We start from the raw sequence: 25,942 nt of genomic DNA, 5'->3' as shown, positions 1-25,942 counted from the left end.
CGTCCCAAGGCTCGATAGCGCCTGGGCCGGCACCCGGGGCCCGCCCGTGCGATTCCGTGGCTGACTCGCGATCTGCCCGGGTCGTTCCGGGGATTTCCCGACCCGCTACCGAGCCTTCGGATACGCTCAGGGATAGTGGTTCAGCCCCCGCTGGTAGAGCAGGCTGGCGCCTTCGTAGTAAGCGATGGCGTCTTCCACTAAATGCCGGTCGGTGGTTTGCACGAGTTCCTGGGCGCCGTCGTCGCCAAGCCGATAGGCCTCGGTCAGCCGGTGCGGCGCCAGCACCGCCAGTTCACCATCCTTCAGGTAACCCAGTTTCTGGTAGTTCCCCAGCAGCGCCCGGCCGGCGTTTGCCTGCTGCGATGCCAGCACGTCGCGGCCGAAGAAGCGACTGTCGTAGCTGAAGTTCAGCAGGCCGAGCAACGTGGGCGCGACATCGATCTGGCTCATCAGGTGGTCGACGCGGCCGGGCGTGACGTGGCGGGGCGCGTATACCAGCAGAGGGATCCGGTAGCGGGCAGCGGTCAGGGCATCACGGCCGGCACTCTTGGCGCAGTGGTCGGCGACGATCACGAACACGGTGTCGTCGAACCAGGGTCTGCCGCGCGCACGATCGAGGAAGTCACCGATGGCATAGTCCGTGTATTTCACCGCCCCGGTACGTCTGCCCGGCGGCGGGATATCGATGCGGCCTTCGGGGTAGGTGTAGGGGCGATGGTTGGAGGTCGTCATCACCAGGCCGAAGAACGGCTGCCCGTCGGCATGCGCGCGATCGATCTCGGCCAGCGTCTTGGTGTAGAGATCCTCGTCGGCGACCCCCCAGACATTGGCGAAATGGATGTCTTCCGCTGCGATGTCGTTGCGGTCGACGACATCGAAGCCGTTGTGGGAAAAAAAGTAATTCATGTTGTCGAAGTAGCCGTAGCCGCCGTAGAGGAACTCGGTCCGATAGCCATGTGCCTGGAATACCCGGCCGAGCGAGAACATGTTCTCGTTGTCTGGCCGTTTGACGATGGAGCGGCCGGGCGTGGGCGGCACCGACAGGGTGATGGCCTCCAGGCCGCGGTCGGTACGGGTGCCGGTGGCATACAGCTGGGTGAACAGCAGGCTGTCGCGCGCCAGGGCATCGAGGTGCGGCGTCGCCTGTCGGTCGCTGCCGAAGATGCCGAGAAATTCGGCGCTCAGGCTTTCCACCGTGATGAGCACGACGTTCAGGTGCTGCTCGGGCCCACGTCCCGCGATGTGCCGGGTGATATCGCGCGGGTCTGCGCTGGTGTAGCGGGAGCCCGGTTCGGCGAGCAGCGTGCGCAGATGGCGGAACACGCGGTCCTCATCCTCGACGGCATAGAAGCGCGTGTAGTCGATGGTATTCTGGCGGAAGGCGGCGAAGAAGTCGTAGATGCCGTTGCCGGCCAGCTCATTGGCATAGCGATTGGTGGAGAAGTTCGCCGAGGAACTGTCGACGGCGACCGTCGACACGATCGGCAGGGCGAGCAGCGCGGCCGCCGCGCGCAGGCGCCGCCGCAGGGGGGCGGCCTCGCCGTCCACACGGATCAGGCGCCGCAGCAGCAGGAAGACCGACAGTGCCGCGGCACCGATAACGGTCAGCAGGCTGCCGACGGGATAGGACTCCCGGATATTACCGATCACCTCTGTCGTATAGACGAGATAATCGACGGCGATGAAGTTGAAGCGGCTCTCGAACTCATCCCAGAAGATCGATTCGGATACCGCGACGAACAGCAGCAGGTAGAGCGTGGCGAAGACACCCAGCTGCAGCAGCGTGCGCTGTGCGCGGCTGTGATGGAGCCGCTCCGGCAGCAGGGCCAGGTAGAGAATCAGCGGGAGGGTGAAATAGCCGGCGGTGATGAGATCGAAACCGGCACCGATCGCGAACGCGCCCGCGACGGTGGCGGCGCCCAGGCCGGTGTCGGTCGACTGCAGCAGCAGGGTGATACGGGTGAGGGCGCCGACGGCCAGGAAGAGAGCGGTCAGGAGGTAGACTGCCCCGAAGCGACGCTCGAAGAAAGTGGACATGGACAGGTACCTCACATGGTCAGGGGTCGCCGGCGCCCGCGGAAGGTGTGTGCCCAGGGAACGGAGGCAGGCGTGCCTCGCGGTCGCGACGGTCGGTGGTGGACCGGCCGGCAGCGATGCCGCACCGCGGTCGACCCTGTCTGAAATTCAGCGGGCCGGGTCTCGCCGGCTGCGTCCTTCGCATGCTTTTATCCTGCGAGCTTCACGACCGCCAGCACTTTGTCATAGGCCACGGCGTCCCCGCCGCCCTGCAGCAGGTCGCGGTGCAGCAGCCGCACGATCTGGGCGAACTTGTCCGGACTGATGGTGGTGCCTTCCTGCTGGAGGGCGCGGTGGACGTCGGCGGCGATGCGATAGATCACATCCTGGTCGGTCTCCAGTCGGTAGACGCTGCCCGGCTCGGCGACCAGCGCAGTCACCTGGGCGGCGCCACGGCCGTTGATCAGCCATTCCAGCGAGACCTGCCGGCGCAGACAATAGGCGTGCAGCCGTTCCCAGGGCAGGGTGCCGCGTTCCTTCCAGGCGGAGACATTACGCTTGTTGGTCCCCAGCGGTTCGGCCAGGTCGGTGTCGTTGCGGACCCCCTCGAGCGTCTTGAGCCGATCCAGCACCTGGCGCAACAACGCAGCGTTCTTTTCCTCCCGCATTCTTGACGCCACCATCCGCGTGTGTTAGACATACACAAAACATGTGCACCGATACACAGGTAGTGTATTTTTTAATGGGTCAAAACAACAAGTTGAAAAAAGCATACCACAGTGCCTCGCGGCAGACGTCAGGCAACGCCATGTACCTGTGGCAGGTGTGCGGGGCGTCTGCCGGCCAGCCCCGCGAAGTACCATCCGAACTTTTATGGGAGAGAAGCCACCGATGGAACACATGGATGCAGCCGAGCTGTATCGTTCCCGGATCTACGCCTGCGCCGTCCCTCCGGCCGCGGTTCAACTCGCCTGGGTGTGGCGTATCGACCGGGTGCAGCGCCACGTCTGTCAGGCCATCGTCGCCTGTCCGACGGCGTGGCCGCTGGTCGCCGAACGGTTGGACGTCTGGCTGGGTGGCCGCGATGATCCGGCCATGCTCGGTCGTTGGGCGGCGTCCTCCAACGCGCCCGCGATCCACTTCGCCGAGGCCCTGATGCTGTTGCGGGAGGGCGGGTGCGCGCCACAGCCGCTGTGGACCGCGCTGAGCCCGCTGCGCTTACGGGCTGAATACATGGCGGATCTGCAGGTACACCTCGCCGCTGCGGGTCCTGCTGAGGCGCGACTGGCGCGCGTGTTCGGTCGCGGGCTGGAACCGATGCGGGCACTGACGACCCGGCTGGTGGAGGCCAATCAGCGCCTGGTCGCCACGCTCGCCCGACAGTATCGCAACGGCCCACTGGCCTATATGGACCTGGTGCAGGAGGGTAATCTCGGCCTGTTGCGTGCCATCGAGCGCTTCGACCCGGCGCGCGGTGTGCGTCTGTCGACCTACGCCCTGTGGTGGATCCGGCGGGCGATGATCTATGCCATCGTGCGCCAGGGGCAGGCCGTGCGTCCGTCCGTGGCGCACTACTGGGAGGGGCGGGAGGTCGCGCGCACGGCCGAGCAGCTGGCCGCGCGGCGTGGCCATACGGTCGCCCAGCGCGAGATCGCCGCACAGCTGGGTGTGAGCGTCGCCGATGTACACCGGGGTATGGCGACACAGGCCGCACCGCTCGCCCTGGACGCGCCGCTGCGCGGCACCGACGGCCTCGCCATGGTCGATCAGCTGGTCGCCGCGCCCGCTACCTGCCCCGAGCACAACGCACAACGTGCGGGTATGCAGCGCGCGATCCAGGCCCTGCTGACCCAGTTGCCCGAGCGCCAGGCCCATATCCTGCGCATGCGCTTCGGCATCGGCCTGCGCGACGACTGCACCCTGGAACAGATCGCGCGTCAGCAGGGCGTGACCCGCGAACGCATCCGCCAGTTGGAGGCGCAGGCGCTGCAGACCCTGCGCGGCCTGGATACGGCCTGGGACTTGCGCGGCAACCCGGGTTGAGCGGGCACATTGCAGGGGCCGTATCTGTGCTTATACTGAAAAGCGTTTCGGCCACGGAAGCACACGGAAGAACACGGAAAAGACCCATTGTCGAAAACCCTAATAAAGTCATCCGTTGGGTGCGTCGAGGCGCAGCCTGACGCACCGGGTTTCACGCCACGGTGCGTCGCTGGCGCCGACGCACCCTACACGCCTGCTTCCTCGCAGGCGCGGAGCGGGCAGATGCGGTTTTCGGGGGGAAGCTCAAACTGCATGAGCCGTCTTCGGTGCGGCCCACCACCACGCAATTCTCCACCACGCACGAGCTAGGGGGTGTTATGACACGAACGGTATGTTTGTCGGTACTGGCCGCGCTGCTGCTGAGCGGATGTTCCGGGCAGGACGGCGAGCCCCAGACCTCGTCCCGGCAGGGTAGCGGTGTGGACGACGGCTCTGTATTCAGCACACAGGTGCAGGCCGTGGAGAAGGCCAGGGATGTCCAGCGCGTCCTGGACGCGTCCGCCGCCCGGCGGCAGGGGCAGGACACCGCGCCCTGATCCGGGGGCGCCGGGGGCAGGGTGCGATCCGCCCCCCGGTCCGTCCCGTTCAGCCCTTCTGCTTGAGGAGATCGCGGATCTCCGCCAGCAGCACCTCTTCATTGCTCGGTGCCGGCGGCGTGGCGGGCGCTTCCTCTTCCTTGCGCTTGAGCCGGTTCATCGCCTTGATGGCGATGAAGATGGCGAAGGCGACGATGACGAAGTCGAATACCGTCTGGATGAACGTGCCGTAGTTGAGGGTGACGGCGGCTGCGCCGTCCGTCGCCGCCTTGAGCGTGACCGCCAGATCGGTGAAGTCCACGCCGCCGATCAGCAGTCCGAGTGGTGGCATGATGACGTCGCCGACGAACGACGAGACGATCTTGCCGAAGGCCGCACCGATGATGATACCGACGGCCATGTCGACCACATTGCCCTTCATGGCAAACTGTTTGAATTCGCTGACCATCCCCATGTTAATCCCTCCGGTTGATTGTATGGTCCGTCATGATCGTGTGGCACGCAGGTGCCATAGGGCGCGCCGTCGCGTACCGGCGTTATCGTACAGAATCAATTGCGGGCAGGGAATGGAACGACGGGCCGGCCGACGCGGGTTCGATGGGCCCGTGTGACGGTCCGGTGTCGCGCTCAGCTGGCCTGCAGCACGGCGGCGAGATCATCCAGCCGGGTGACCGGCGGCGCGCACTGGGTACCGGTGCAGACATAGGCGACGCGCTCGCCCTGCGGCCGGCGCTCGCGCAGGATGCCGGGCAGGTCGGTGGCATCGGCGGGGATGGTGAAGGTGAGGCGGCGCGGCGCATAGGGTCGCGCGCAGGACTGGTGCCAGTCTCTCAGCGCCACCACCGCGCCGCGCAGCACGATGGTCTGGATGGGTGCGAGGTATTCCTCGGTGGCGAGCAGCAGCGCCGCGCAGGCGTAGGCGTTCTGTTCGATGCCGGCCCAGAGCGCGACGAGGGTGCGTTCGGCGGCCTCGAGGAAGCGCGGCTCGCCGAGCACATGGCCCAGCCGGCCGAGCACCGTCGCGGCCACGCCGTTGCCCGACGGGGTCGCATCGTCGGTGAGCGGCTTGGGGCGCTGGATGAGCGCCTCATGATCGTCGCCGGTGAAGAAGAAACCGCCGTCGGGCGCCTGGAAATGCCCGAGCACGACCTCGGCGAGTTCCAGTGCGAAGGCTAGGTCGCCGTCGCGCCAGCGTACCTGCAGCAGCTCCAGAATACCGTCGATGAGGAACACGTAATCGTCGAGATAGGCGTTCAGGTGCGCGCGGCCGTCCTTGCAGGTCGCCAGCAGACGGCCGTCGCGCCACAGCGTCGCGCGGATGAAGTCCAGGGCACGCTCCGCCGAGGCGGCGTACTCCGGCCGTTCCAGATGGCGCGCGGCGATTGCCATGCCGCGGATCATGAGGCCGTTCCAGGCGGTCAGAATCTTCTCGTCGCGGCCGGGCCGGACGCGCCGCCCGCGGGCCGCCAGCAGCATGGCCCGCGCGGCGTCCAGGCGCTGCGCGACAGCCGTTTCATCCATCCCGAACGCACGGGCGAGATCCGGCAGGTCGGCGCACACGTGCAGGTGGTGGCGGCCCTCGAAATTTGCTTCGCGGTCCAGGCCGAAGCGGCGGGCGAACAGGTCGTAGTCGGCGCCGAGCAGGTCGTGGACCTCGGCGGGTGTCCAGACGTAGAAGCGGCCTTCCTCGCCCTCCGAGTCGGCGTCCAGGGTCGAGTAGTAACCGCCGTCTGACGACTGCATCTCGCGCATCACCCAGGCCGCCGTTTCGGCGGCGATCCGCGCGAACAGCGGCTTGCCGGTGGCGGCGTGTGCCTGGGCATACAGTGCCAGCAGCGGGCCGTTGTCGTAGAGCATCTTCTCGAAATGCGGGATCATCCATTGATCGTCGACCGAGTAGCGGCAGAAGCCGCCGCCCAGTTGGTCGTAGATGCCGCCGAGCGCCATGCGCTCCAGGGTGAAGTCGGCCATGTGCAGGGCGCGTTCGTCGGGCTGACCCCGATCGCGGGTCGCCGCCCAATGGCGCAGCAGGCGCTCCAGGCTGGTCGGATGCGGGAACTTGGGGGCGCGGCCGAAGCCGCCGTGGACCGGGTCGAACTGCTGTTCCAGCTGGTTGCGCGCGATGTCCAGCGGTTGCGCCGAGGGGCGTCCAGGCGTAGCACCGGACGCAGAGGCGGGTGCGGCGAGGCCGTCCAGGGCCTTGAGCAGGGCCTCGTTCTGTGCGGTGATGTCGGCCTGGCGTTCGCGATAGAAGTCGGCCACGCGCTGCATGAGATCGACGAAGCCGGGCAGGCCGTAGCGCGGTTCCTTCGGAAAATAGGTGCCGCCGAAGAACGGCACACGGCCGTCGGGCGTCAGGAACATGGTCAGCGGCCAGCCACCGTTGCGCTGCGTCAGCAGCGCATGCGCCGTCTGGTAGATCTTGTCGAGGTCGGGGCGTTCCTCGCGGTCGACCTTGATGTTCACGAACAGGTCGTTCATGACGGCGGCGACCGCCGGGTCCTCGAAGCACTCGTGGGCCATGACGTGGCACCAGTGACAGGCGGAGTAGCCCACCGACAGCAGGATGGGCTTGTCCTCGCGGGCCGCCCTGGCCAGCGCCTCGGGACCCCAGGGATACCAATCCACGGGGTTGCCCGCGTGCTGCAGGAGGTAGGGGCTGGTCTCGTCGGCCAGATGATTGCTATAGTCGCCGCCCTTGTTCATTGCGCTGCCGCTGATTCCTGAGTGAGATTGTCAACTATAGCGGCTTCGCGGCGAACTGTCTTTGCCGCTGGTCTGCAACGCGATACATCACTATGGATCTTTCCGTCGTCGTCCCGGTTCGCAACGAGCAGGACAACATCCTGCCGCTGCTGGCCGAGATCGACGCGGCGCTGGACGGGCGCTACGACTACGAGGTGATCTACGTCGACGACGGCAGCAGCGACGACACTGCGGTGGTCCTGCGCGCCGCGCGCGCCCGTCATCCGCGCCTGCGTGTGCTGCGCCATGCGCAGAGCTGCGGCCAGAGCACGGCGGTGCGCAGCGGTGTGCAGGCCGCGCGCGCACCCTGGATCGCCACGCTCGACGGTGACGGCCAGAACGACCCGGCCGACATCCCCGACCTGATGGCGGTGGTGCAGGCGCCGGACCGTCCACCCGAGCTGCGCCTGATCGCCGGCTGGCGCCGGACCCGCCGCGACACCTGGTTCAAGCGCGTGTCGTCCCGGATCGCCAATGCCGTGCGCCGTACCCTGCTGCAGGATGCCACGCCCGACACCGGCTGTGGGCTGAAGGTGTTCGAGCGGGAGTTGTTTCTCGACCTGCCCTACTTCGACCACATGCACCGCTTCCTGCCCGCATTGGTGCTGCGGGCCGGTGGCCAGGTGCGCTCCGTCGAGGTGCGTCACCGCCATCGCGAGCGCGGGGTGAGCAAGTACGGCATGCACAACCGGCTGTGGGTCGGTATCGTCGACCTGTTCGGTGTGAGCTGGTTGCAGCGGCGTGCCAAGCGGCCGGTGGTGCATGAGATCGAGTAGCGCACGGCGCATCGTTCGATACTGGATCACGGGTGTCTCATAAACCCAAAAACCGTATTTGCCACGGAAACACACGGACAAGATCATCGGCCTTACACAACCGCCTACGTCACCTGCCAGGCACGGAGACAGGGCTTCGCAATGCGGTTTCATTTCGGTGTTCTTCCGTGTGCTTCCGTGGCAAATGAGTTTTCAGAATAAAAGCTATGGGACGGCAGTGATGATAGATGTATAGATGGATCCTGAGCTGAGCCGACCGCCACATATGTCCACCCCGAAGCTACGTATTTTCCTCAACGGCCTGATACTCCTCGTCAGCCTCGTAGCGGTGCTGGTCGTGTTCGAGAAGTTGCACCTGACCTCGATGCTGGACAAGGCCTGGATCGATCACGAGGTGCGCGGCCACGGTCTGAGTGGCGAGCTGTTGTTTCTCGCCATGGGTGCGTTCGCCATTGCCATCGGGATCCCACGCCAGGTGATCAGCTTTCTGGCAGGCTATGCCTTCGATCTCGTGCTGGGCACGCTGCTGGGTGTGACGGCGACGGTGGCGGGCTGCATGCTGACGCTCTACTATGCCCGCTGGTTCGGACGGGGGCTGCTGCCCGCGCGCCTCTCCGGGCGTATCCATCATATCGCTGCCTTCATCCACGACCACACCTTCAGCATGACGTTGCTGATCCGGCTGCTGCCGGCCGGCAGCAACCTGGTCACGAACCTCGCCGCGGGCGTCACCCGGGTGCGCGTGCTGCCGTTCGTGCTCGGCTCCGCCCTCGGCTATGTGCCGCAGACGCTGGTATTCGCGCTCGCCGGCAGCGGTGTCGGTGTCGATCCGTTGTGGCGCCTCGGTCTGGGGATCGTGCTGTTCCTCGTCTCCGGCGCGCTCGGCATCTATCTGTACCGCCGGTTCCGCCGCGGTCGGCATCTGGATGTGCAACTGGAGCACGAGTTCGGTCTGGATGACTGAGCCGTGACCATGACCGACGTGACTTTCGCACCGCCCCTGTTCCAGGATCGCACCCCATGACCGCACCGGGTCGCACACGCAATTCCTTCTGGCTGCTGCTCGCCGCCTGGGCGCTGCTGGTCGTCACGGCCCTGCTCACGCGGCCGCTGCTGCCGGTAGACGAGACGCGCTACGTCGGCGTCGCCTGGGAGATGTGGGCACGCGGCGACTTTCTGGTGCCCTATCTCAACGGCGAGCCCTACAGCCACAAGCCGCCGCTGCTGTTCTGGCTGATCCAGGCCGGCTGGTGGCTGTTCGGCGTCAATGACGTCTGGCCGCGGCTGGTCGCGCCGCTGATCGGGTTGGGGTGTCTCGGTCTGACGGTGCTGCTGGCGCGGCGGCTGTGGCCGCAACGACCGCTGGCGGCGGTGCTGGCGCCCTGGCTGCTGTTCGGCTGTGTGTTCTTCGCCGGCTTTTCCACGCTCATCCAGTTCGATCTGTTGATCGTGTTGTGCACGCTGCTCGGCATGCTGGGCCTGCAGCGTGCGGCGACGGGGCTGGGCAGCGGCTGGCTGGTGGTTGGGTTGGCCATCGGGCTGGGCGTGCTCGCCAAGGGGCCGGTGATCCTGCTGCACGTGCTGCCGGCCGCCCTGCTCGGGCGGCTGTGGGTGGATCGTGCGCGCCTGCGGGGCTGGGCGTGGTGGTACGGCGGATTGGCCGCGGCGGTCGTGCTCGGCGCGGCCATCGCGCTTGCCTGGGCGTTGCCGGCGGGCCAGACCGGTGGTCCGGACTACCAGCGCGCGATCTTCTGGGGACAGACCGCCGAGCGCATGGTGGATTCGTTCGCGCACCGCCAGCCGTTCTGGTGGTATCTGCCGTGGCTGCCGCTGCTGCTGCTGCCCTGGACGTTGTGGCCGCCGCTGTGGCGTGCGCTGCGCGGCGGGATCGGCGGCGAACGTGCCGGCCGCTTCCTGCTGTGCTGGGCGTTGCCGGCGGTGATCGCGCTGAGCCTGATCAGCGGCAAGCAGGTGAAATACCTGCTGCCGGTATTCCCCGCTCTGGCACTGCTGGCGGCCGGCGCGCTGGCGCGTGTGTCGGATGTCTTTGCATCCCAGAGGGCGCCCCAAGGGCTGTCCCAAAAGGTGCCTCAGGGGTCGCCACGGCGGCAGGGGCTGGCGCTGGCACTGCTGGCGGCGCCGGCGCTGTTGTTCGGGTTCGCCGCGTTCCGCGACCTGGACGCACGGGTCCACTGGGCCGCCGCCATCGAGCCGCTCTGGGGCCTGGCCTTTCTCGCGGCCGCCGCGCTGTGGTGGCGGTGGCGACCGGCCGGGCTCCTGGGCCGCGTGGAGGCGCTGGCGCTGGCCGGTGTCGTCCTGCTGGTGGGTCTGCATGTCGCGGTGCTGCGCGTGGCGGCCCCGGCCTACGATCTGCGCGCGTTCAGCCTGCGGCTCGGTGAACTGCAGGCAGTCGGCCATCCCGTCGCCCATGTCGGCAAATATCACGGCCAGTTTCATTTCCTCGGGCGCCTGCGTGCGCCGCTGACGGTGATCGATGCGGCGGCGGCAACGGGCTGGGCACGCACCCATCCGGACGGCTACCTGGTGCTGTATTGCGATCAGATGCCTGAGCCCTGCACCGGCGGGGAACTGCTGCAGGACTATCGCGGCGACGCCGACGACCTGGTCTTGTGGGCCGCGGGGAAATGGCTGGCCGCGCAGTGATGCTACAATGCCCGGCCATCGACCGGAGCGCCCCGTGACATCCAGCGACGCCGCCACACCCTCCATACCCGCCACACTGGCCCCCTTGCGACTGAAGAAGAACGAGGAGCGCCGTCTGCGTGCCGGCCACCTGTGGGTGTACAGCAACGAGGTCGACACGGCGCGCACGCCGCTGACGGCCTTCGCGCCCGGCCAGCCGGTGCGGATCGAGGCCGCCAACGGCAAGCCGCTCGGTACGGGCTATGTGAATCCGCATTCGCTGATCTGCGCGCGCCTGGTGAGCCGTGACTCCGGCCATGTGCTCGATCGCTCGCTGCTGGTGCACCGTCTGAACGTGGCGCTGTCCCTGCGTGAACGCCTGTACGCCCGGCCCTATTACCGCCTGGTGCACGGTGAGGGCGATGCCCTGCCGGGGCTGATCGTCGACCGCTACGGCGACGTGCTGGTCGTGCAGTTGACCACGGCCGGCATGGAACAGGTACGCGATGCCCTGATCGATGCGCTGGAGAAGGTGCTCAAGCCCACCGGCATCCTGCTGCGCAACGACAGTCCGGTCCGTGCCCTGGAAGGCCTGCACAACTATGTCGAGGAGATTGGCAGGGTGCCGCCGCAGGTGGACCTCGAGGAGAACGGCACGCACTTCCGCGCCCACCTGCAGGCCGGCCAGAAGACCGGCTGGTTCTACGATCAGCGCGAGAACCGCGCGCGCCTGGCGCGTTACGTGAACGGCCTGCGGGTGTTGGACCTGTTCAGCTATGCCGGTGGCTGGGGTGTGCAGATGGCCTGCGCCGGCGCGCGCGAGGTGCTGTGCGTGGATACCTCGTCGGAGGCGCTGGCGCAGGTTGCGGTGAATGCCGGACTCAATGGCGTGGAGGCGCGCGTGCAGACCCGCCGGGGCGATGCCTTCGACGTGCTGCGCGAACTGCGTGAGGCGCGCGAGCAGTTCGACGTGGTGGTGCTGGATCCACCGGCCTTCATCAAACGCAAGAAGGACGTCAAGGCCGGCATCGAGGCCTATCAGCGCATCAATCAGCAGGCCATGCAGGTACTGGCGAAGGACGGCATCCTGGTGACCGCCTCCTGTTCCTATCACCTCGAGGCCGGGACACTGCAGCAGCTGGTGCTGGCCGCCGCGCGGCATCTCGACCGCAGCGTGCAGATCCTGGAACGCGGCCGCCAGGGTCCGGACCATCCCACGCATGCGGCGATCCCCGAGACCGAGTACCTCAAGGCGCTGTACTGCCGGGTGCTGCCGGCGTGAGTGCGGTGAGGTATGGTTTTAACCACGAAGGACACGACGGGCACGAAGGAAATGCAAACCGTAACTCCCTGTCTCCCGGCCCTTCCCCATCAAGGAGCAGGGGACTTTTCGTTGAGCATTCATTCGTGAATTTACTTCGTGTCCTTCGTGGTTAATCGGTGTTCGAAAAACTGAGTTGAAACAATGCTGACCTATCCTGACATCGATCCCGCCGCGCTGCGTTTCGGCGATTTCGCGGTGCACTGGTATGGACTGATGTATCTCATCGGCTTTGTCGCTGCCTGGTGGCTGGGCGGCGTGCGCGCCCGGCGCCCCGACAGTGGCTGGCAGGCGGAGGAGATCGGCGATCTGGTGTTCTATGCGGCGCTGGGTGTGATCCTCGGTGGGCGTATCGGGTACGCGCTATTCTACAATTTCAATCTCTTCCTCGGTGATCCGTTCATGCTGCTGCGGATCTGGGAGGGCGGCATGTCCTTCCACGGCGGCCTGCTCGGCGTGCTGCTGGCCATGTGGCTGTATGGCCGCAAGACAGGGCGCAGCTTCTTCCAGGTCACCGACTTCATCGCGCCGCTGGTGCCGATCGGCCTGGGCGCCGGGCGCCTCGGCAATTTCATCAATGGCGAACTGTGGGGGCGCGTGTCCGATGTGCCCTGGGCGATGCAGCTGCCCTGCGCGCGTTTCCCGCAATTCTGTGGCGGCGCCGTCGAGGGTTACAGTGCGCCGCGACATCCGTCCATGCTCTACGAGGCGCTCCTGGAAGGCCTGGTGTTGTTCGTCATTCTATGGCTGTATTCGCGCAAACCACGGCCGACCATGGCCGTATCCGGGCTGTTCCTGTTAGGCTACGGCGTATTCCGCTTCGCCGTCGAGTTCGTGCGCCTGCCGGACGCACATCTCGGTTATCTCGCGCTGAACTGGGTCACCATGGGACAGATATTGTCGCTGCCGATGATCCTGTTCGGCCTCATCCTGCTGGTGCTGAGCCGTCGCGGCGGGCAGTGAGGTAAGAGAGCATTGGCTACGGAAAACACGGAAGGCACGGACATAATCAATAAAAATTTCTTGGAGGCCGCTGACTGCCGGTTCGGGCGCTGATTGCCGGGGCGCGACACCGCGTGTTCCCGCACTGGCTTCGCCCCAGCTTTCCGTGGCTAAAGACCATTCGAGCAGATATCTGAAGGCAATGTCATGAAGCAGTATCTCGACCTCATGCGTCATGTGCGCGAACAGGGGGTACGTAAGGAAGATCGCACCGGCACCGGGACGCTGAGCGTATTTGGTCATCAGATGCGCTTTGATCTGGCGCAGGGTTTTCCCGTGGTGACCACCAAGAAACTGCATCTGCGCTCGATCATCCACGAGTTGCTGTGGTTTCTGCGGGGCGACACCAACATCAAGTATCTGCATGACAACGGTGTGACCATCTGGGACGAGTGGGCCGACGGGAACGGTGATCTCGGCCCGGTGTACGGATCGCAATGGCGCTCCTGGCCGGCCGCGGACGGGCGTCACATCGACCAGATCGCACAGGTGCTCGATCAGCTGCACCACAACCCCGATTCCCGGCGCATCATTGTCAGTGCCTGGAACGTCGGTGAGATCGACAGGATGGCCCTGCCGCCCTGCCATGCCTTGTTCCAGTTCTATGTCGCGGCCGGGCGGTTGTCCTGTCAGCTGTACCAGCGCAGCGCGGACATCTTCCTGGGCGTACCGTTCAATATCGCGTCGTATGCGCTGCTGACCCTGATGATCGCTCAGGTCGTCGGTCTGGAACCCGGCGAATTCGTACATACGCTGGGCGACGCGCATCTGTATCTGAATCACCTGGAACAGACCGATCTGCAGCTGGCCCGCGAGCCCTACCCGTTGCCGACCCTGCGTATCAATCCCGAGGTGAGGGATCTCTTCGCCTTCCGCTTCGAGGACTTCGAGCTGACGAACTATCAGCATCACCCGCACATCAAGGCGCCGGTGGCGGTGTGAGTGCGGTGTCAACCACAAAGGACACGAAGGGCACGAAGGGAAAAATTGACCGACGTAAAACTGTAAACTGTGAGTTCCCTCTTCCCTCGCGGGAGAGCACTTACCAAGGGCAGAAGGGCGCCTTTCAAGGGCACTGATTTATGCGGTTAGAGCGCAGACATGCAGAGATATTCAGTGTTGAATGCGCCCAGGATCACTGCTTTCCCATAAACGTTCTATATAGCCTGAATAGCTTGATAGCTGGCATGTCTTGGCGCGGTCAGTAGCATGGTTGGCAATTGTGGGGATATGGCTCCGAGCGGTCACCGGCAAGACCCGCCGTGAATACATCCTGTAGGCTCGACGGCCGCATCCCTGCGGCCGACGGTCTTGTCAGTGGCCGCTCGGAACCATGTTGCGAAGTTTATGGGACAGTAGTGGCCCAGGATCTTCGCTGCATCTTCGCATTGCGTAGGCCTATAAATCAGATGTTCCTTCGTGTCCTTCGTGGTTGATAATACAATCCTGCCATGATCATTTCTCTCATCGTCGCCATGGATCGCAATCGGCTGATCGGCCACGGCAACGCGCTGCCCTGGCGGCTGCCGGCCGATCTGCGGCACTTCAAGGCCGTGACCCTCGGCAAACCGATCGTCATGGGACGCCGGACCCACGAGTCCATCGGCCGACCCCTGCCCGGACGAACCAATATCATTGTCAGCCGCGATCCGGACTATGTGGCCCCGGGCTGCACCGTCGTGGCCTCGATCGACGCGGCCCTGGCGGCGGCCGGCGGCGCGCCCGAGATCATGCTCATCGGCGGCGCGCAACTCTATACGGACTTGCTGCCGCGCGCCCAGCGCATCTATCTGACGCACATCGATGCGGCCTTCGAGGGTGATACCTGGTTTCCCGAGCTGACACCGGCGGATTGGCGAGAGCTCGAGCGCAGCGAGCATGCGCCGGACGAGCAGAACCCCTACCCCTACAGCTTCGTGCTGCTCGAGCGTCGGAGTCCTATCTCCGATCACGACTCGACCTGATCCCACGCGAGGTGATGTACACATACCCACATCCCCGGTTGCCTGTGCAGGCGCGTGGCGCGTTGCACTGAACCTGGGAAACTCACTTCAGGCACGGAAGCACACGGAAGACACCGAAATGAAACAGTGTCGCAAAGCCCCGGCTCAGCACCTGGCGGATGAGGAGGGCTGTTATGTGAAGCGTGTGATGTTGTCCGTGTTTTTCCGTGTGCTTCCGTGGCAAATGCGATTTTTGGGCTGAAACGAGCCGGGAGCGGTGTCCGGCCCCGGTCAGTCGTGCCCGGGGGTGCGGACGCCGGGACAGGGGACGCGGGTCCAGCGCGGTACCCCGTCCAGGCGCAGTGCGGTGAGCTGCCCGCCCCACAGGCAGCCGCTGTCCAGCGGAAAGATCCCGGGATCATCGCGTGGGCCGAGCGTCGACCAGTGTCCGAAGACGATCCGCAGCGACCGGCTGCGCCGCTGCGGGATTTCGAACCACGGCAGCCAGCCGGCCGGCTGGCTGCCCGGCGCCCCCTTGAAGGCCAGCCCCAACCGGCCGTCGGCATCGCAATAGCGCAGTCGCGTGAAGCAGTTGGTGATGAAGCGCAGGCGCTCCTGGCCCTGCAGGTCGTCCGTCCACCGGTCGGGTTCGTTGCCGTACATCTGCGTGAGATATGCGGCGTAGTCGTCTCCCCGCAAGGCGGCCTCGACCTCCCGGGCGCAGTCCTGCGCCAGACCGAGGTCCCATTGCGGCGGCAAGCCGGCATGGATGAGCGTGTAGCCGAGGGTCGCGTCATGGTGCAGTAACGGCTGGCGGCGCAACCAGTCCAGGAGTTCCGTGCGATCGGGCGCGTCCAGGATGGGGTGCAGGGTGTCTTTGGGCCGGGCGCGCGCCGGGTCGCAGGCGACGGCGAGCAGGTGCAGATCATGGTTGCCCAGCACGGTGGTCGCCGCGGCGCCCAGGCCACGCACGAAGCGCAGGGTCTCCAGTGAGCGGGGGCCGCGGTTGACGAGGTCGCCGGCGAACCACAGCCGGTCGCGGGCGGGGTCGAAATGCAGCTCGGTCAGCAGGCGGTCCAGTTCGTGGAGACAGCCCTGGACATCGCCGATGGCGTAGACGGCCACGGGGTGGCGTCAGTGCAGCACGCGCGGCGTCGACAGGGTGAATGCTGGTATTTCCGCGTCGAACTCGACGCCATCGTCGGCGATCATCTGATAACTGCCGCGCATGGAACCTACCGTGGTCTCGATCATGGTGCCGCTGGTGTACTGGAAGGCCTCGCCCGGCCGGAGGTGTGGTTGTTCCCCCACCACACCCTCACCGCGCACCTCCTGGGTCTTGCCGTTGCTGTCGGTGATGATCCAATGGCGGGTCAGGAGCTTCGCGGGGATATCGCCGGTGTTGCGGATGGTCACCAGGTAAGCGAATACATAGCGTTGGCTCGCGGGGACGGACTGCGCCTCCACATACTGCGACTCCACACGGACTTCAACGGCGTAGTTCGACGACTGACCCATCATGTACCTGCTGATCGACTTAGGGGTGGCTAGGAGCCTGTCGGACGTGGGACTGCTATCCCACCCGGCTCGCTACGACCGCCCGAGTCCGACAGGCTCCCAGGATACGCCGGGGGTGGCCACTATTTCAAAATCCCTCAGTGCCCCCGTGCAATCTCGTCGGCGATCGGGCGTGCGGCACACAAGGCGGCACCCAACAGGCCCGGCGCCGCGTGCGCGACGATGTGCACGGGTATGCGCTGCAGCAGCGGTTCCATGCGGCCCTTGGCGTTGAAGGCCTGCACGAAGCCACCGTCCTGCAATAGCGGCAGGATTTTTGGTGCAATGCCGCCGGCGATGAACAGCCCGCCGAACGGCAGGCAGGCGAGCGCGAGGTTGCCCGCCTGGGCGCCGTAGATGCGCACGAATTCCTGCAAGGCCTCGACGGCAATGGGGTCCGTGCCCGCCAGAGCGGCCTGGCTCACGGCCGCCGCGGGGTCGCCAGCGGGTGCCGGCGCGGCCGTGCCGGTCCGCTCGTGATGCAGGAATTCATAGAGGTGCACCAACCCGGCCCCCGATAGCAGGCGTTCATAAGAGACGTGGCCGTGGTGTGCCGTAAGGTGACGCAGCAGGGCCATCTGGAGATCGGTCTGCGGGGCGAAGTCGGCGTGCCCGCCCTCGGTGGCAATGACGTCGTAGCGGCCCGCACATGGCATCAGCAGGGCCTGACCGAGGCCGGTACCTGCACCCAATGCGGCGCGCGGCGCGCCGGCCTGTGGCTCGCCGGCCTGCAGGGTGACCAGGTCGGCGGGTCGCAGGGCAGCGATACCGTATCCGACCGCTTCGAAATCATTGATGATCTGCAATGTATCGATGCCCAGCTGCGCGGCGAGCGCACGGCTGTCGAGCGTCCAGGGCAAGTTGGTGACGCGTGCGCGCTGGCCGTCCGCAGCGCGGCTGACGGGGCCGGCGACCGCGATGCAGGCGTGGCGGGGCCGTGCGCCGGTCGACTCCAGGAAGTCCTGGAGGATCGACGCCAGATCCGCATGGGCGGCGCTGCGATAATGCCGCTCGTGGACTGTCTGGGGGATACCGTCGGCAATCTCAGCGAGCTGTACGCGTGCATGCGTGCCGCCGACATCGGCCGCCATGACCGCTGGTGCATTCATCTCAGAAACTGCATTTGCCACGGAAGTACACGAAAAAACACAGGCGGGATCCTACGTTTCATACAATAACCTCCCTCATCCGCCAGGTGCTGAGCCCGGGCTTCACGATGTGGTTTCATCGCCGCGCCTTCGGTGCGCTGCCGTGGCTGCAATGAGTTTTTCAGGTTCATGAGGCAAGACTCCCGGCTGCCGCGCGGTCCAGATGCCATTCGACGGCCCCGCCGGGTTCGATGCGCTCCACCGGTAGCCGGCTGGTACCCGCAGCGGCTGGACCGCAGAGGCGCGCCATGATGACCGCCTTGTCCGGGCCGCTCACCAGGAACAGCAACTGGCGCGCGGCGTGCAGCGTCGGATAGGTCAGTGATAGCCGCCAGCTGTCCAGATGCGTCGCATGCACGGCGGCCACACTGTGTTCCTGCTCAGCGAGGATCGGCGTATCCGGAAACAGCGAGCAGGTGTGACCGTCTGTCCCGAGACCGAGCAGGATGAGGTCGAATACCGGTATCCCGGCAGTGTCCTGCGGCAGGTGCGTCGCCAGCACCTGGGCGTAGGCCCGCGCATCCGCTTCGATATGGGCGGGGTCGGCGGCCATGCGGTGCACCTGCGCGGCCGGTGTCGGGACGTGGTCTATGAGCGCTTCGCGGGCCATGCGGAAGTTGCTGTCGGGATGATCCGGCGGCACCGCGCGTTCATCGCCGAAATACAGGTGCACGTGCCTCCAGTCCAGCCGTGCCTGCCGTTCGGGTTGCGCCAGTGTCCGGTACAGGTGCCGCGGGGTCGAACCGCCGGACAGGGCCAGGTGGTATGCGCCGCGCTGCGCGATGGCGTCGGTACCGATGGCGATCACGCGCTCGGCGACGATCTCGGCGAGACGTGTGACGTCCGGATGGACGTAGAGTGGATAGTCACAAATTCTCTGTTGTAGTGACATGACAACGCTGCCGGTCGGGTGTTTACGCTATGGTGGCACGCGCCCGGCCCGATGGCGAGTGCCGCTCAACTGCCCGTGCCCGACAGCCGGGCCGTCTTCTCCGCGATGGACTGCAGCAGGTTGTGATACGACGTGGCGAAGGCAGCGATGCCATCGTCCTCGAGCTGACGGGTGGCCGCATCCAGGCTGATGCCCAGCGCTTCCAGTTCCTTCAGGACGTTCTCCGCCTGCACCGTATCGGCGGGCAGTGTCTGTGCGACCTTGCCATGATCATTGAAGGCCGCGAGCGTCTGCGGTGGGAGCGTGTTGATGGTATCCGCGCCGATCAGCGGTTCGACATACAGAAGATCGCTGTAGGCCGGATTCTTGGTGCTGGTGCTGGCCCATAGGAGACGCTGCACATGGGCACCGGCGGAGGCGAGCATCTGAAAGCGCTCGCTGCCGAAGAGGGTCTGGAAGCGCCGGTAGGCGAGGCGTGCATTGGCGATGGCGACCTGGCCGAGCAGTGCCTGCGCCCGTGCCGCACGCGCGGGTTCCGCCTGGGCGATGACCGATTGCAGCTGCCGGTCGATGAGGTTGTCGACGCGGCTGACGAAGAAGCTGGCGACCGAACGGAGCCGGTGCAGCGGCTGGCCGCGGCGCAGCCGGGACTCGAGGCCGAGCAGATAGGCATCCGCAATCTGCTCATAGCGGGCGGTCGAGAACAGCAGGGTCACGTTGATGCTGATGCCGCGGTCGGTCAGCACCTCGATCGCACGCAGCGCCTGACGCGTGGCGGGCACTTTGATCATGACGTTTGGCCGGTCGACGCGTCGGAACAGCGCTTCGGCCTCATCGATCGTCGTGTCGGTGTCATAAGCGAGATCCGGCGAGACCTCAAGACTGACCCAGCCATCGCGCCCTTCGCTGCTGCGATGCAGCCCGGCAAACAGATCCGCCGCCGCGCGGATGTCGTCGATCGCCAGGTCGTAGAAGATGTCCTGGGCGGAGGCCTGGGGATGCTGTCGGCGGGCGGACGACAAGGCCTCGTCATATTCGCGGCCGGTGGTAATGGCCTTCTCGAAGATGCTCGGATTACTGGTCAGGCCCGCCAGGCACTGCTCGGAGATCATCTGCGCGATGGCGCCGGAGCGCAGCAGTTCGCGACGGATATTGTCGTACCAGATCGTCTGACCGAATGTCTGGGTCACGCATGAGGCCGGTGTCGTCATGGATCCCTCCTGGGAATGATGGTATCGGGCGTTGGCGTCCTGCCACCCGTAACAACGGACTATAGTGAGAATAGACCAGTCCTGCACATTCGACTGGCGAAGGCCGCCCGTTGTTCCCGGGCGCAGGTGTGGCGATGGAAGACCGGCGGGCGAGTCGGACGATTGGAGGTGTCACATGTATCTCAAACACGTGTCCAGCGGTGACTTGGTGGAGATCCTGAATCTCCCGAATCTGTTCGATCCGTTTCAGGACAGCGTCCAGGGACGGATCCACGCCGGGGAAGAGCTCCAGGACCCGGCGGCCTTCGCCAAGGGCGATCTGGCCTTCCCCTCGGGCGAGGCCTTGCCCCGTTGCTGGCTGGATGGCGCGTACCGCAGCCACGGAGCCACAAGATAATATCAATTAAAACATAATGTTAAATCTATCATTGGCCCGAGCTGCCAGTGCTGCGTGCGGGCAACTGGCGGGTGCCTTACCCTGGCCGCGTCTCGATCTTTCCCTTTCAAAGTTGTGAACCCGGTTCCCTTTTGGATTGAAGGTGATCGGCGCGTGGCCGTTAACACCCAGACAGGCGCACCGATCCGGTTTCGACAGGGTGCCAGGGGATTTGGCGCTTGCACGGCGAATCAGCCAGAAATTGATCCGAAATCGCCCAGCGGAAGACTCGACATGAAATACCGCAGCCCCCGTATGCGTAAACCCGACCCGCTGCTGCTGTTGGCGCTGATCGTGGGCCTGGGCGTGGTGGTGACGACAGCTGCCCAGGCGGCCGGACCCGGGGAGCAGCGGGCCGCCAGAGCGGATAGCCTCTATGCCGTCGGGACACACCTGCTGCTGGATCCGCGCACTGGCCTGGCGGAACGTATTGCACCGCTCTGGGTGAACAATCTGCTCGAGCGCCCCGCGCTGCGACAGTTGATCGAGACACGTGGCGGGGTGGGGCGGCCGTTCGGAGTCAGAGGCCCGGAGCTCACCCTGAGCCTGCGTCCTGCACCGGTGTCGACGGCGGCCAAGAATGCTGACTCGGCCGGCGGCGCTGTTCCGGAGTGGCGTCCGGATCTGTACATCAATCTGACCAGGCACTGGTAAGACCGCCGCCCGGCTTGTCCACCGAGCGGCTACCGGAAATCGCTCTCAATCGGGCGCGCGGATGCGCACCGCCAACACATCGCAGCTTGCGCCGTGCAGCACGGCATTGGCGGTCGACCCCAGCAGCCGGCCGATCCCGTGCCGCCCATGGCTGCCGATCACGATCAGGTCCACGCCCTGTGTCTCCGCGATGCGGATGATTTCCTGCTTGGTAGCACCCAGTTCCACCCAGTGATTCACCGACCCGTCGACATCGATGTCCGCGGCGATTGCCGCCAGCCTGCGCGTGGCGGCCTCGACCATCTGCGTCTCCAGGTGTACATCCTGTGGCAGCACCAACTCGCTGGCGAGATCGAAGTGCAGGAACTCCACGACATGCACCAGGCTGAGCCGGGCTCCCATGGCGCGGGCCAGTGCGGCGGCACGATCTATCACCTGATCGCTGTCGCCGCCGAAGTCGACGGCGGCCAGGATGTGTCGATGGTGTTCCATGGCGATTCCCCTTATGAGCGTCGTGGATCAGTATAGCCGTAGGACCGGGACGGCAGGGCGGCCGGCCGGGCAGGCATGGACAGGCTCAGGGGACAGGGACGTTCGCCAGCCGCGCGAAGGCCGCCAGATCCAGCTGCTCGGCGCGGATCTGCGGGTCGATGCCGGCCGCCGCGATGGCCTCGGCATCCAGCAGGCCCTTAAGCGTATTGCGCAGGGTCTTGCGCCGCTGCGAGAACGCCTGTCGTACCAGCTGCGCGAAGCGTTGCTCATCCCGTACGGTCACCGGCGGTACGGGATGCGGGATGAGCCGCACAAAGGCCGATTCGACCTTGGGCGCCGGGCGGAAGGCGCCCGGCCCGATGGTGAACAGCGGTGTCACCGCGCAGCGGTACTGCAGCATCACCGACAGACGGCCGTAGGCCGCGGCCCCGGGCGCTGCGGCCATGCGCTCGACCACCTCCTGCTGCAGCATGAAGTGCATGTCGGCGATGCATGTCGCCTGATCGAGCAGATGGAACAGCAGTGGCGTCGAGATATTGTAGGGCAGGTTGCCGACGATGCGCAGCCGGTGTTCGCCCTGGCGCAACGCACAGAAATCCAGGCGCAGGGCATCGCGGTTGTGCAAGATCAGCTCCCCGACGCCCGTCGCCGCAGCCTGCAGCGGGGCGAGCAGATCGCGGTCCAGTTCGACCGCCTGCAGCCGCCCGCAGGCCGCCAGCAGCGGCAGGGTGATCGCACCCTGGCCGGGGCCGATCTCGATGAGTTCCTGGCCGGGGCGCGCATCGATGGCCGCGACGATGCGCGCGATGACACCGCGGTCGTGCAGAAAATTCTGGCCGAAACGTTTGCGGGCTATGTGCGCCATCAGGGCCTGTTGCCGCGATCCGGCCGACCGTCGTCAGGCCGGGCGTGATGTCTGGCGTACGCCGTGCCGCGCCGGCTCACTCTTCGGTACGGTATTCGACATAGGCCTCGTCGCGCAGGCGGCGGATCCACAGGGCCAGTTCTTCGTCCAGTTTGCGCTTGCGGATCATTTCGCGCGCCTTGTTGCGCTTGAACTCATCGGTGCTGTCATGGTCCCGCCGCCCCAGGACCTGGATGATATGCAGGCCGAAGCGCGTCTCGACCACGCCGCTGATCGCGTTCGGCTGCAGGCGGTTCATGGCCTCCTCGAAGCGCGGCACCAGGTCGCCCGGGCTCACCCAGCCCAGATCGCCGCCCTTGGAGGCGGACACCCGGTCCTTGGAATGCGAGCGCGCCAGCGCGGCGAAGTCCTCACCGCCGATGATCCGTTCACGCAACTGTTCGAGCCGCAGGCGCACCTCGGTCTCCGACATCAGCTCATCGGGCTGCAGCAGGATATGCCGCACATGGGTCTGGGTGATGACGTGCCGGTCGTCACCGCGTGTCTCGATCAGCTTGACGATGTGGAAGCCGCCGGTGCCGCGGATCGGATCGGTGATGTCGCCGGGCTGCATCGCGTACACGGGCTCGGCGAGCAGCGTCGGCAGCTGCCCGGCCTTGCGCCAACCCAGATCGCCACCTTCGAGCGCGGTCTGGCCCGCCGATACCGATACGGCCGTATGCGCGAAGTCCGCGCCCGCGCGCAGCTCGCGTACGATACCCCTGGCCTGCTCCTCGGCGGCCTGAATCATCTCCGGGGACGCACCCTCGGGTACGGCGATCAGAATATGCCCGAGATGGTATTCACGCTCACCACCACCCCAGGCCTGCTCATTGGCGAGCAGGTTGTCGATCTCCTGGTCGGTGACGTTGATACGGTTACCGACCATCTGTTGATGCAGGCGCGACAGGATGATCTGGTTGCGGATCTCCTCGCGGAAGGCAGCGAAGGGATGGCCCTCGGCCTCCAGCGCGGCACGGAACTGCTCCAGACTGAGGCCGTTCTGCTCGGCGATATTGCGCAGGCTGGCGTTGAGGGTCTCGTCGTCGACCTGGATATTGTTGCGCGCTGCCAGCTGCAACTGCAGCTGGTCGACGATCACCCGCTCCAATACCTGCTGGCGCAGCACGTTCGCGGGTGGCATCTGGGTGTTCTGGGCCGCGAGCTGTTCACCCACGATGCGTAGCCTCGCTTCCAGTTCACTCGCCAGCACCACATCGTCGTTGACCACGGCGACAATGCGGTTGAGGTCGTCGGCGGCGCTGGCACCGCCGGCCGGGAGGAGCGTCGCGAGGGCGAGGAATACCGGCAGGACGCGGCGGCAGAGGGCGTTGCGAAGGCATTGGATCACGGGATTGAACCTACTGATTGCGCTGATAGCCAAGGATACCATTTTCCAGCAGGGCCTCGATCGGGTCGCCGAAGCTGGTCAGGCCCTTCAGCTCCAGTTGGACCAGGATCGCGTCGTTGCGTTCACCGTCGGTGTCATGCACGTAGCCGCGGCCCATGAGGCGCAGGACCCAGCAGCAGCTCTCGTACTCGACGCCGACCAGGCCTTCCAGCAACGTGCGGTCGGGCAGCGAGTAGTTCCAGCGGACCACCCCGTGCCAGCGCGGGGTGAAATGCCACAGTGCCGAGGTGTCGATCTGCTCCAGTTCCCCGCTGCGGTAACGGTAGGAGAGGTTCCACAGATGGCGCGGGTCCGGGCGGTACTGCAGGCGCAGGCTGCCGCGGTCGGTCTTGGACTCGTGCGGGTCCCACTGGATGCCGGCGGTGGCCTTCCAGCTGTGCGTCAGGCGCATGTCCAGCTCGCCGACCAGGTTGGAGGCACTCTGGTTTCCCACCGGCTGACCCGGCAGCACCACGTCACGGTCGCGGAAGTAGAGGATCTCGCCCAGGCTCAGGCTGAGGTGCTGCACACCGCTCTCGGGGTCGAGAAACCGGCTGGTGACCGCCAGGGTCAGCTGATTGGCATCGCCCATGCGGTCGGCGCCGCTGAAGCGATTGTCTTCGAACATCTGCTGGAAGCTGAAGTCACGCAGACCGGTGTCGAACACCGGCAGTTCGTCCTGATCCTCGTACGGCACATACAGATAGTAGGCGCGCGGCTCCAGGGTCTGGTGCAGGGCGTTGCCGAACAGGCGGGTATCGCGTTCGAAAAACAGGCCGCTGTCCAGGCTGGCGATGGGTGTGGTCCGCGACGGATCGGTCGGCAACCCCGCGGCGCGGTCGTCCAGGCTGTACTGGGTATGGCGTACGCCCAGGGCCGGTGTGATGAACCAGGCCGCGCCACTCAGTGGCAGGCTCGCCTTGGGCTGCAGATCGAGGCGCGTGCCATCCTCACGCAGGTCGTGACCGAACTGCACGATCTCGCTGTCGAGGCGGAGATCGAGGCCGTAGGGCTGGCTGCGGGGCTGCACCGCCAATAGCACTTGCGGCAGGCGTTGGTAAGGGTGATCGAGGTCGGAGATGGTGTGGTCCACGGTCTGGTAATCCTGAGCGCGCCCGGTCAGCGACCAGCCCTGGCCGAACCAGGTGGCCTCGGCGAGGCGCTCCAGGTGGGTGATGCTGCTGACCTCCAGGCTGTGGCCCAGATCCTCGAAGTAGCGTTGGTCCGAGACGTCGGCCGCCCGGATCGTGGTCTGCAGCTGCGGCAGCGGTCGGCCACTGTGCTCGAGGGTGAAGAGCGTACGGTCCTCGTCGTTGAACGCGCGGTCCGAGGGCAGGTATTCCAGTCCGAGCTGGCCGAGATTGGTCGGATTCAGGTAGCGGAATTCACCCTGCATCTGTACCCCGCGCTTACTCAGCAGGCGCGGGGTGAGGGTGGCGTCGCGGTGCGGTGCGATGTTCCAGTAGTAGGGTACGGTCAGCTCCGCACCGCTGCTTTCGGAATTGCCCCAGCTGGGCACCAGCAGACCGCTCTTGCGTCGGTCGTCGATGGGGAAACTGATGTAAGGCGTGTACAAAATTGGTACCGAACCGACTTCCAGGCGGGCGTGGCGGGCGTAACCGACGCCCTCGGCCGCGTCGAGCGTTACGCTGCGGGCGTGCAGACGCCAGCGTTCGCGGTCTTCGTCGCAGGTGCTGTAGGTCGCGTGCTCGAAGGACCGTATCGTGGCGCTCTCCTGGCGGGCGATCTCGGCCCGGCCGCGCGCATGCTGGGCAGGGACGAAGTACCGCACGGCGTGGATTTCGCCGGTATCGCTGCCCAGCTGCAGCGTTGCGGAGTCGCCGGTCACCTGCAATGTGGACTGGTCGAGCCGGACGTCACCGTCGGCCTGCACCTCGTCGCGGGTTTCGTCATAGCGGATGCGGTCGGCGCGAATGCGCTGGCCGGGCTGCTCCACAACGGCGTCGCCGGTCAGGGTGTAGAAGCGGTTCTGCTCGATCTCCGCCCGATCGGCGGTGAGTATGGTATCGGCCAGGGTGGCCGGCGGCAGCGCCGCCACGGGCCGCGGGGCACACAGTGCCCAGGGGCCGTAGGGTTCGGCGGCATTGCGGGTGTCAGCAACGATCCCGGTCGCGGTGGGCGCCGCCTCCGAGGTGACCGGCACCGCCGCCTCTCGCGGGGCTGGAGGGGGCGGCACGGGTGTGACCGGGGGTGCTGCCGGAGCGGGGGATGG

General features: G+C 65.9%; 24 protein-coding genes. 11 read left to right on the top strand and 13 right to left on the bottom strand.

Annotated features, from left to right (window positions below):
* Positions 1-126: 126 nt before the first annotated feature.
* Positions 127-2,037 (bottom strand): LTA synthase family protein, encoded by a 1,911-nt coding sequence (locus tag K8I04_10540; GenBank protein ID MBZ0072147.1) that lies wholly within the window; start codon positions 2,035-2,037, stop codon positions 127-129.
* A gap of 188 nt (positions 2,038-2,225) precedes the next feature.
* Positions 2,226-2,684 (bottom strand): helix-turn-helix domain containing protein, encoded by a 459-nt coding sequence (locus tag K8I04_10535; GenBank protein ID MBZ0072146.1) that lies wholly within the window; start codon positions 2,682-2,684, stop codon positions 2,226-2,228.
* 223 nt (positions 2,685-2,907) lie between these two features.
* Between K8I04_10535 and K8I04_10530 the strand changes: the two genes are divergently transcribed.
* Complete coding sequence (locus tag K8I04_10530; GenBank protein ID MBZ0072145.1) at positions 2,908-4,059, top strand: RNA polymerase sigma factor RpoD/SigA; 1,152 nt, start codon at positions 2,908-2,910, stop codon at positions 4,057-4,059.
* Positions 4,060-4,376: 317 nt separating this feature from the next.
* On the top strand, positions 4,377-4,595 hold the full coding sequence (locus K8I04_10525; protein MBZ0072144.1) for a hypothetical protein: 219 nt from the start codon (positions 4,377-4,379) through the stop codon (positions 4,593-4,595).
* Between the two features lie 49 nt (positions 4,596-4,644).
* On the opposite strand, the gene mscL is transcribed toward K8I04_10525, so the two are convergent.
* Positions 4,645-5,049 (bottom strand): large-conductance mechanosensitive channel protein MscL, encoded by a 405-nt coding sequence (gene mscL, locus K8I04_10520; GenBank protein ID MBZ0072143.1) that lies wholly within the window; start codon positions 5,047-5,049, stop codon positions 4,645-4,647.
* A gap of 173 nt (positions 5,050-5,222) precedes the next feature.
* Positions 5,223-7,301 carry a thioredoxin domain-containing protein gene (locus tag K8I04_10515; protein ID MBZ0072142.1) on the bottom strand — a complete coding sequence of 693 codons (2,079 nt, stop codon included), beginning with the start codon at positions 7,299-7,301 and terminating at the stop codon, positions 5,223-5,225.
* Positions 7,302-7,393: 92 nt separating this feature from the next.
* Here K8I04_10515 and K8I04_10510 point away from each other — a divergent pair, with 92 nt between their 5' ends.
* The 7 genes from K8I04_10510 to folA all read left to right on the top strand — a co-directional run bounded on the left by K8I04_10510 (position 7,394) and on the right by folA (position 15,046).
* Entirely contained in the window at positions 7,394-8,116 is a 723-nt protein-coding gene (locus K8I04_10510; protein ID MBZ0072141.1) for a glycosyltransferase family 2 protein, read from the top strand.
* Between the two features lie 265 nt (positions 8,117-8,381).
* Complete coding sequence (locus K8I04_10505; GenBank protein ID MBZ0072140.1) at positions 8,382-9,080, top strand: VTT domain-containing protein; 699 nt, start codon at positions 8,382-8,384, stop codon at positions 9,078-9,080.
* A gap of 56 nt (positions 9,081-9,136) precedes the next feature.
* Positions 9,137-10,780 carry a glycosyltransferase family 39 protein gene (locus K8I04_10500; GenBank protein MBZ0072139.1) on the top strand — a complete coding sequence of 548 codons (1,644 nt, stop codon included), beginning with the start codon at positions 9,137-9,139 and terminating at the stop codon, positions 10,778-10,780.
* A 7-nt stretch (positions 10,781-10,787) separates the two neighbouring features.
* Complete coding sequence (locus K8I04_10495; GenBank protein MBZ0072138.1) at positions 10,788-12,041, top strand: class I SAM-dependent rRNA methyltransferase; 1,254 nt, start codon at positions 10,788-10,790, stop codon at positions 12,039-12,041.
* Positions 12,042-12,224: 183 nt separating this feature from the next.
* The gene (gene lgt / locus K8I04_10490; protein MBZ0072137.1) at positions 12,225-13,043 is read left to right on the top strand and encodes a prolipoprotein diacylglyceryl transferase; all 819 of its coding nucleotides are present in this window, start codon (positions 12,225-12,227) and stop codon (positions 13,041-13,043) included.
* A 186-nt stretch (positions 13,044-13,229) separates the two neighbouring features.
* Complete coding sequence (locus K8I04_10485; GenBank protein ID MBZ0072136.1) at positions 13,230-14,024, top strand: thymidylate synthase; 795 nt, start codon at positions 13,230-13,232, stop codon at positions 14,022-14,024.
* Positions 14,025-14,536: 512 nt separating this feature from the next.
* Positions 14,537-15,046, top strand: a complete 510-nt coding sequence (folA, locus tag K8I04_10480) for a type 3 dihydrofolate reductase (protein MBZ0072135.1) — start codon at positions 14,537-14,539, stop codon at positions 15,044-15,046.
* A gap of 270 nt (positions 15,047-15,316) precedes the next feature.
* On the opposite strand, the gene K8I04_10475 is transcribed toward folA, so the two are convergent.
* From K8I04_10475 to tal, 5 genes are all read right to left on the bottom strand, one after another.
* Positions 15,317-16,150 (bottom strand): symmetrical bis(5'-nucleosyl)-tetraphosphatase, encoded by an 834-nt coding sequence (locus K8I04_10475; protein MBZ0072134.1) that lies wholly within the window; start codon positions 16,148-16,150, stop codon positions 15,317-15,319.
* Positions 16,151-16,159: 9 nt separating this feature from the next.
* On the bottom strand, positions 16,160-16,543 hold the full coding sequence (apaG, locus tag K8I04_10470; protein ID MBZ0072133.1) for a Co2+/Mg2+ efflux protein ApaG: 384 nt from the start codon (positions 16,541-16,543) through the stop codon (positions 16,160-16,162).
* Between the two features lie 137 nt (positions 16,544-16,680).
* Positions 16,681-17,691 (bottom strand): glucokinase, encoded by a 1,011-nt coding sequence (locus K8I04_10465; GenBank protein MBZ0072132.1) that lies wholly within the window; start codon positions 17,689-17,691, stop codon positions 16,681-16,683.
* 166 nt (positions 17,692-17,857) lie between these two features.
* Entirely contained in the window at positions 17,858-18,622 is a 765-nt protein-coding gene (gene pgl, locus K8I04_10460) for a 6-phosphogluconolactonase (protein ID MBZ0072131.1), read from the bottom strand.
* 65 nt (positions 18,623-18,687) lie between these two features.
* A complete protein-coding gene (gene tal, locus K8I04_10455) occupies positions 18,688-19,833 on the bottom strand; it encodes a transaldolase (GenBank protein MBZ0072130.1) in 1,146 nt (381 codons plus the stop codon).
* 175 nt (positions 19,834-20,008) lie between these two features.
* On the opposite strand from tal, the gene K8I04_10450 reads away from it, so the two are divergent.
* Both K8I04_10450 and K8I04_10445 read left to right on the top strand, forming a co-directional pair.
* The gene (locus tag K8I04_10450; GenBank protein ID MBZ0072129.1) at positions 20,009-20,230 is read left to right on the top strand and encodes an acetyltransferase; all 222 of its coding nucleotides are present in this window, start codon (positions 20,009-20,011) and stop codon (positions 20,228-20,230) included.
* A 273-nt stretch (positions 20,231-20,503) separates the two neighbouring features.
* Positions 20,504-20,923, top strand: a complete 420-nt coding sequence (locus tag K8I04_10445) for a hypothetical protein (GenBank protein ID MBZ0072128.1) — start codon at positions 20,504-20,506, stop codon at positions 20,921-20,923.
* A 45-nt stretch (positions 20,924-20,968) separates the two neighbouring features.
* On the opposite strand, the gene K8I04_10440 is transcribed toward K8I04_10445, so the two are convergent.
* The 4 genes from K8I04_10440 to lptD all read right to left on the bottom strand — a co-directional run.
* A complete protein-coding gene (locus K8I04_10440; GenBank protein ID MBZ0072127.1) occupies positions 20,969-21,415 on the bottom strand; it encodes a universal stress protein in 447 nt (148 codons plus the stop codon).
* Between the two features lie 85 nt (positions 21,416-21,500).
* Complete coding sequence (gene rsmA, locus K8I04_10435; GenBank protein MBZ0072126.1) at positions 21,501-22,280, bottom strand: 16S rRNA (adenine(1518)-N(6)/adenine(1519)-N(6))-dimethyltransferase RsmA; 780 nt, start codon at positions 22,278-22,280, stop codon at positions 21,501-21,503.
* Positions 22,281-22,356: 76 nt separating this feature from the next.
* Positions 22,357-23,712 (bottom strand): peptidylprolyl isomerase, encoded by a 1,356-nt coding sequence (locus K8I04_10430; GenBank protein MBZ0072125.1) that lies wholly within the window; start codon positions 23,710-23,712, stop codon positions 22,357-22,359.
* The coding region (lptD, locus tag K8I04_10425; GenBank protein MBZ0072124.1) for an LPS assembly protein LptD at positions 23,681-25,942 on the bottom strand (2,262 nt) is incomplete at its 5' end. The genes K8I04_10430 and lptD, both read right to left, overlap by 32 nt.

This window comes from Gammaproteobacteria bacterium (genome assembly GCA_019911805.1).
Taxonomy (GTDB): domain Bacteria; phylum Pseudomonadota; class Gammaproteobacteria; order Thiohalobacterales; family Thiohalobacteraceae; genus JAHJQQ01.
This window is presented reverse-complemented; position numbering and strand designations above follow the sequence as displayed.

Coding starts and splice junctions, on each gene's coding strand:
- pgl (MBZ0072131.1), bottom strand. CDS start 18,622: ATGTCACTACAACAGAGAATTTGTGACTATCCACTCTACGTCCATCCG.
- K8I04_10450 (MBZ0072129.1), top strand. CDS start 20,009: ATGTATCTCAAACACGTGTCCAGCGGTGACTTGGTGGAGATCCTGAAT.
- K8I04_10535 (MBZ0072146.1), bottom strand. CDS start 2,684: ATGCGGGAGGAAAAGAACGCTGCGTTGTTGCGCCAGGTGCTGGATCGG.
- K8I04_10495 (MBZ0072138.1), top strand. CDS start 10,788: ATGCCCGGCCATCGACCGGAGCGCCCCGTGACATCCAGCGACGCCGCC.
- K8I04_10505 (MBZ0072140.1), top strand. CDS start 8,382: ATGTCCACCCCGAAGCTACGTATTTTCCTCAACGGCCTGATACTCCTC.
- K8I04_10530 (MBZ0072145.1), top strand. CDS start 2,908: ATGGAACACATGGATGCAGCCGAGCTGTATCGTTCCCGGATCTACGCC.
- mscL (MBZ0072143.1), bottom strand. CDS start 5,049: ATGGGGATGGTCAGCGAATTCAAACAGTTTGCCATGAAGGGCAATGTG.
- K8I04_10430 (MBZ0072125.1), bottom strand. CDS start 23,712: ATGGTATCCTTGGCTATCAGCGCAATCAGTAGGTTCAATCCCGTGATC.
- K8I04_10510 (MBZ0072141.1), top strand. CDS start 7,394: ATGGATCTTTCCGTCGTCGTCCCGGTTCGCAACGAGCAGGACAACATC.
- K8I04_10525 (MBZ0072144.1), top strand. CDS start 4,377: ATGACACGAACGGTATGTTTGTCGGTACTGGCCGCGCTGCTGCTGAGC.
- K8I04_10540 (MBZ0072147.1), bottom strand. CDS start 2,037: ATGTCCACTTTCTTCGAGCGTCGCTTCGGGGCAGTCTACCTCCTGACC.
- K8I04_10445 (MBZ0072128.1), top strand. CDS start 20,504: ATGAAATACCGCAGCCCCCGTATGCGTAAACCCGACCCGCTGCTGCTG.
- K8I04_10515 (MBZ0072142.1), bottom strand. CDS start 7,301: ATGAACAAGGGCGGCGACTATAGCAATCATCTGGCCGACGAGACCAGC.
- K8I04_10440 (MBZ0072127.1), bottom strand. CDS start 21,415: ATGGAACACCATCGACACATCCTGGCCGCCGTCGACTTCGGCGGCGAC.
- rsmA (MBZ0072126.1), bottom strand. CDS start 22,280: ATGGCGCACATAGCCCGCAAACGTTTCGGCCAGAATTTTCTGCACGAC.
- K8I04_10485 (MBZ0072136.1), top strand. CDS start 13,230: ATGAAGCAGTATCTCGACCTCATGCGTCATGTGCGCGAACAGGGGGTA.
- lgt (MBZ0072137.1), top strand. CDS start 12,225: ATGCTGACCTATCCTGACATCGATCCCGCCGCGCTGCGTTTCGGCGAT.
- tal (MBZ0072130.1), bottom strand. CDS start 19,833: ATGACGACACCGGCCTCATGCGTGACCCAGACATTCGGTCAGACGATC.
- apaG (MBZ0072133.1), bottom strand. CDS start 16,543: ATGGGTCAGTCGTCGAACTACGCCGTTGAAGTCCGTGTGGAGTCGCAG.
- K8I04_10500 (MBZ0072139.1), top strand. CDS start 9,137: ATGACCGCACCGGGTCGCACACGCAATTCCTTCTGGCTGCTGCTCGCC.
- K8I04_10465 (MBZ0072132.1), bottom strand. CDS start 17,691: ATGAATGCACCAGCGGTCATGGCGGCCGATGTCGGCGGCACGCATGCA.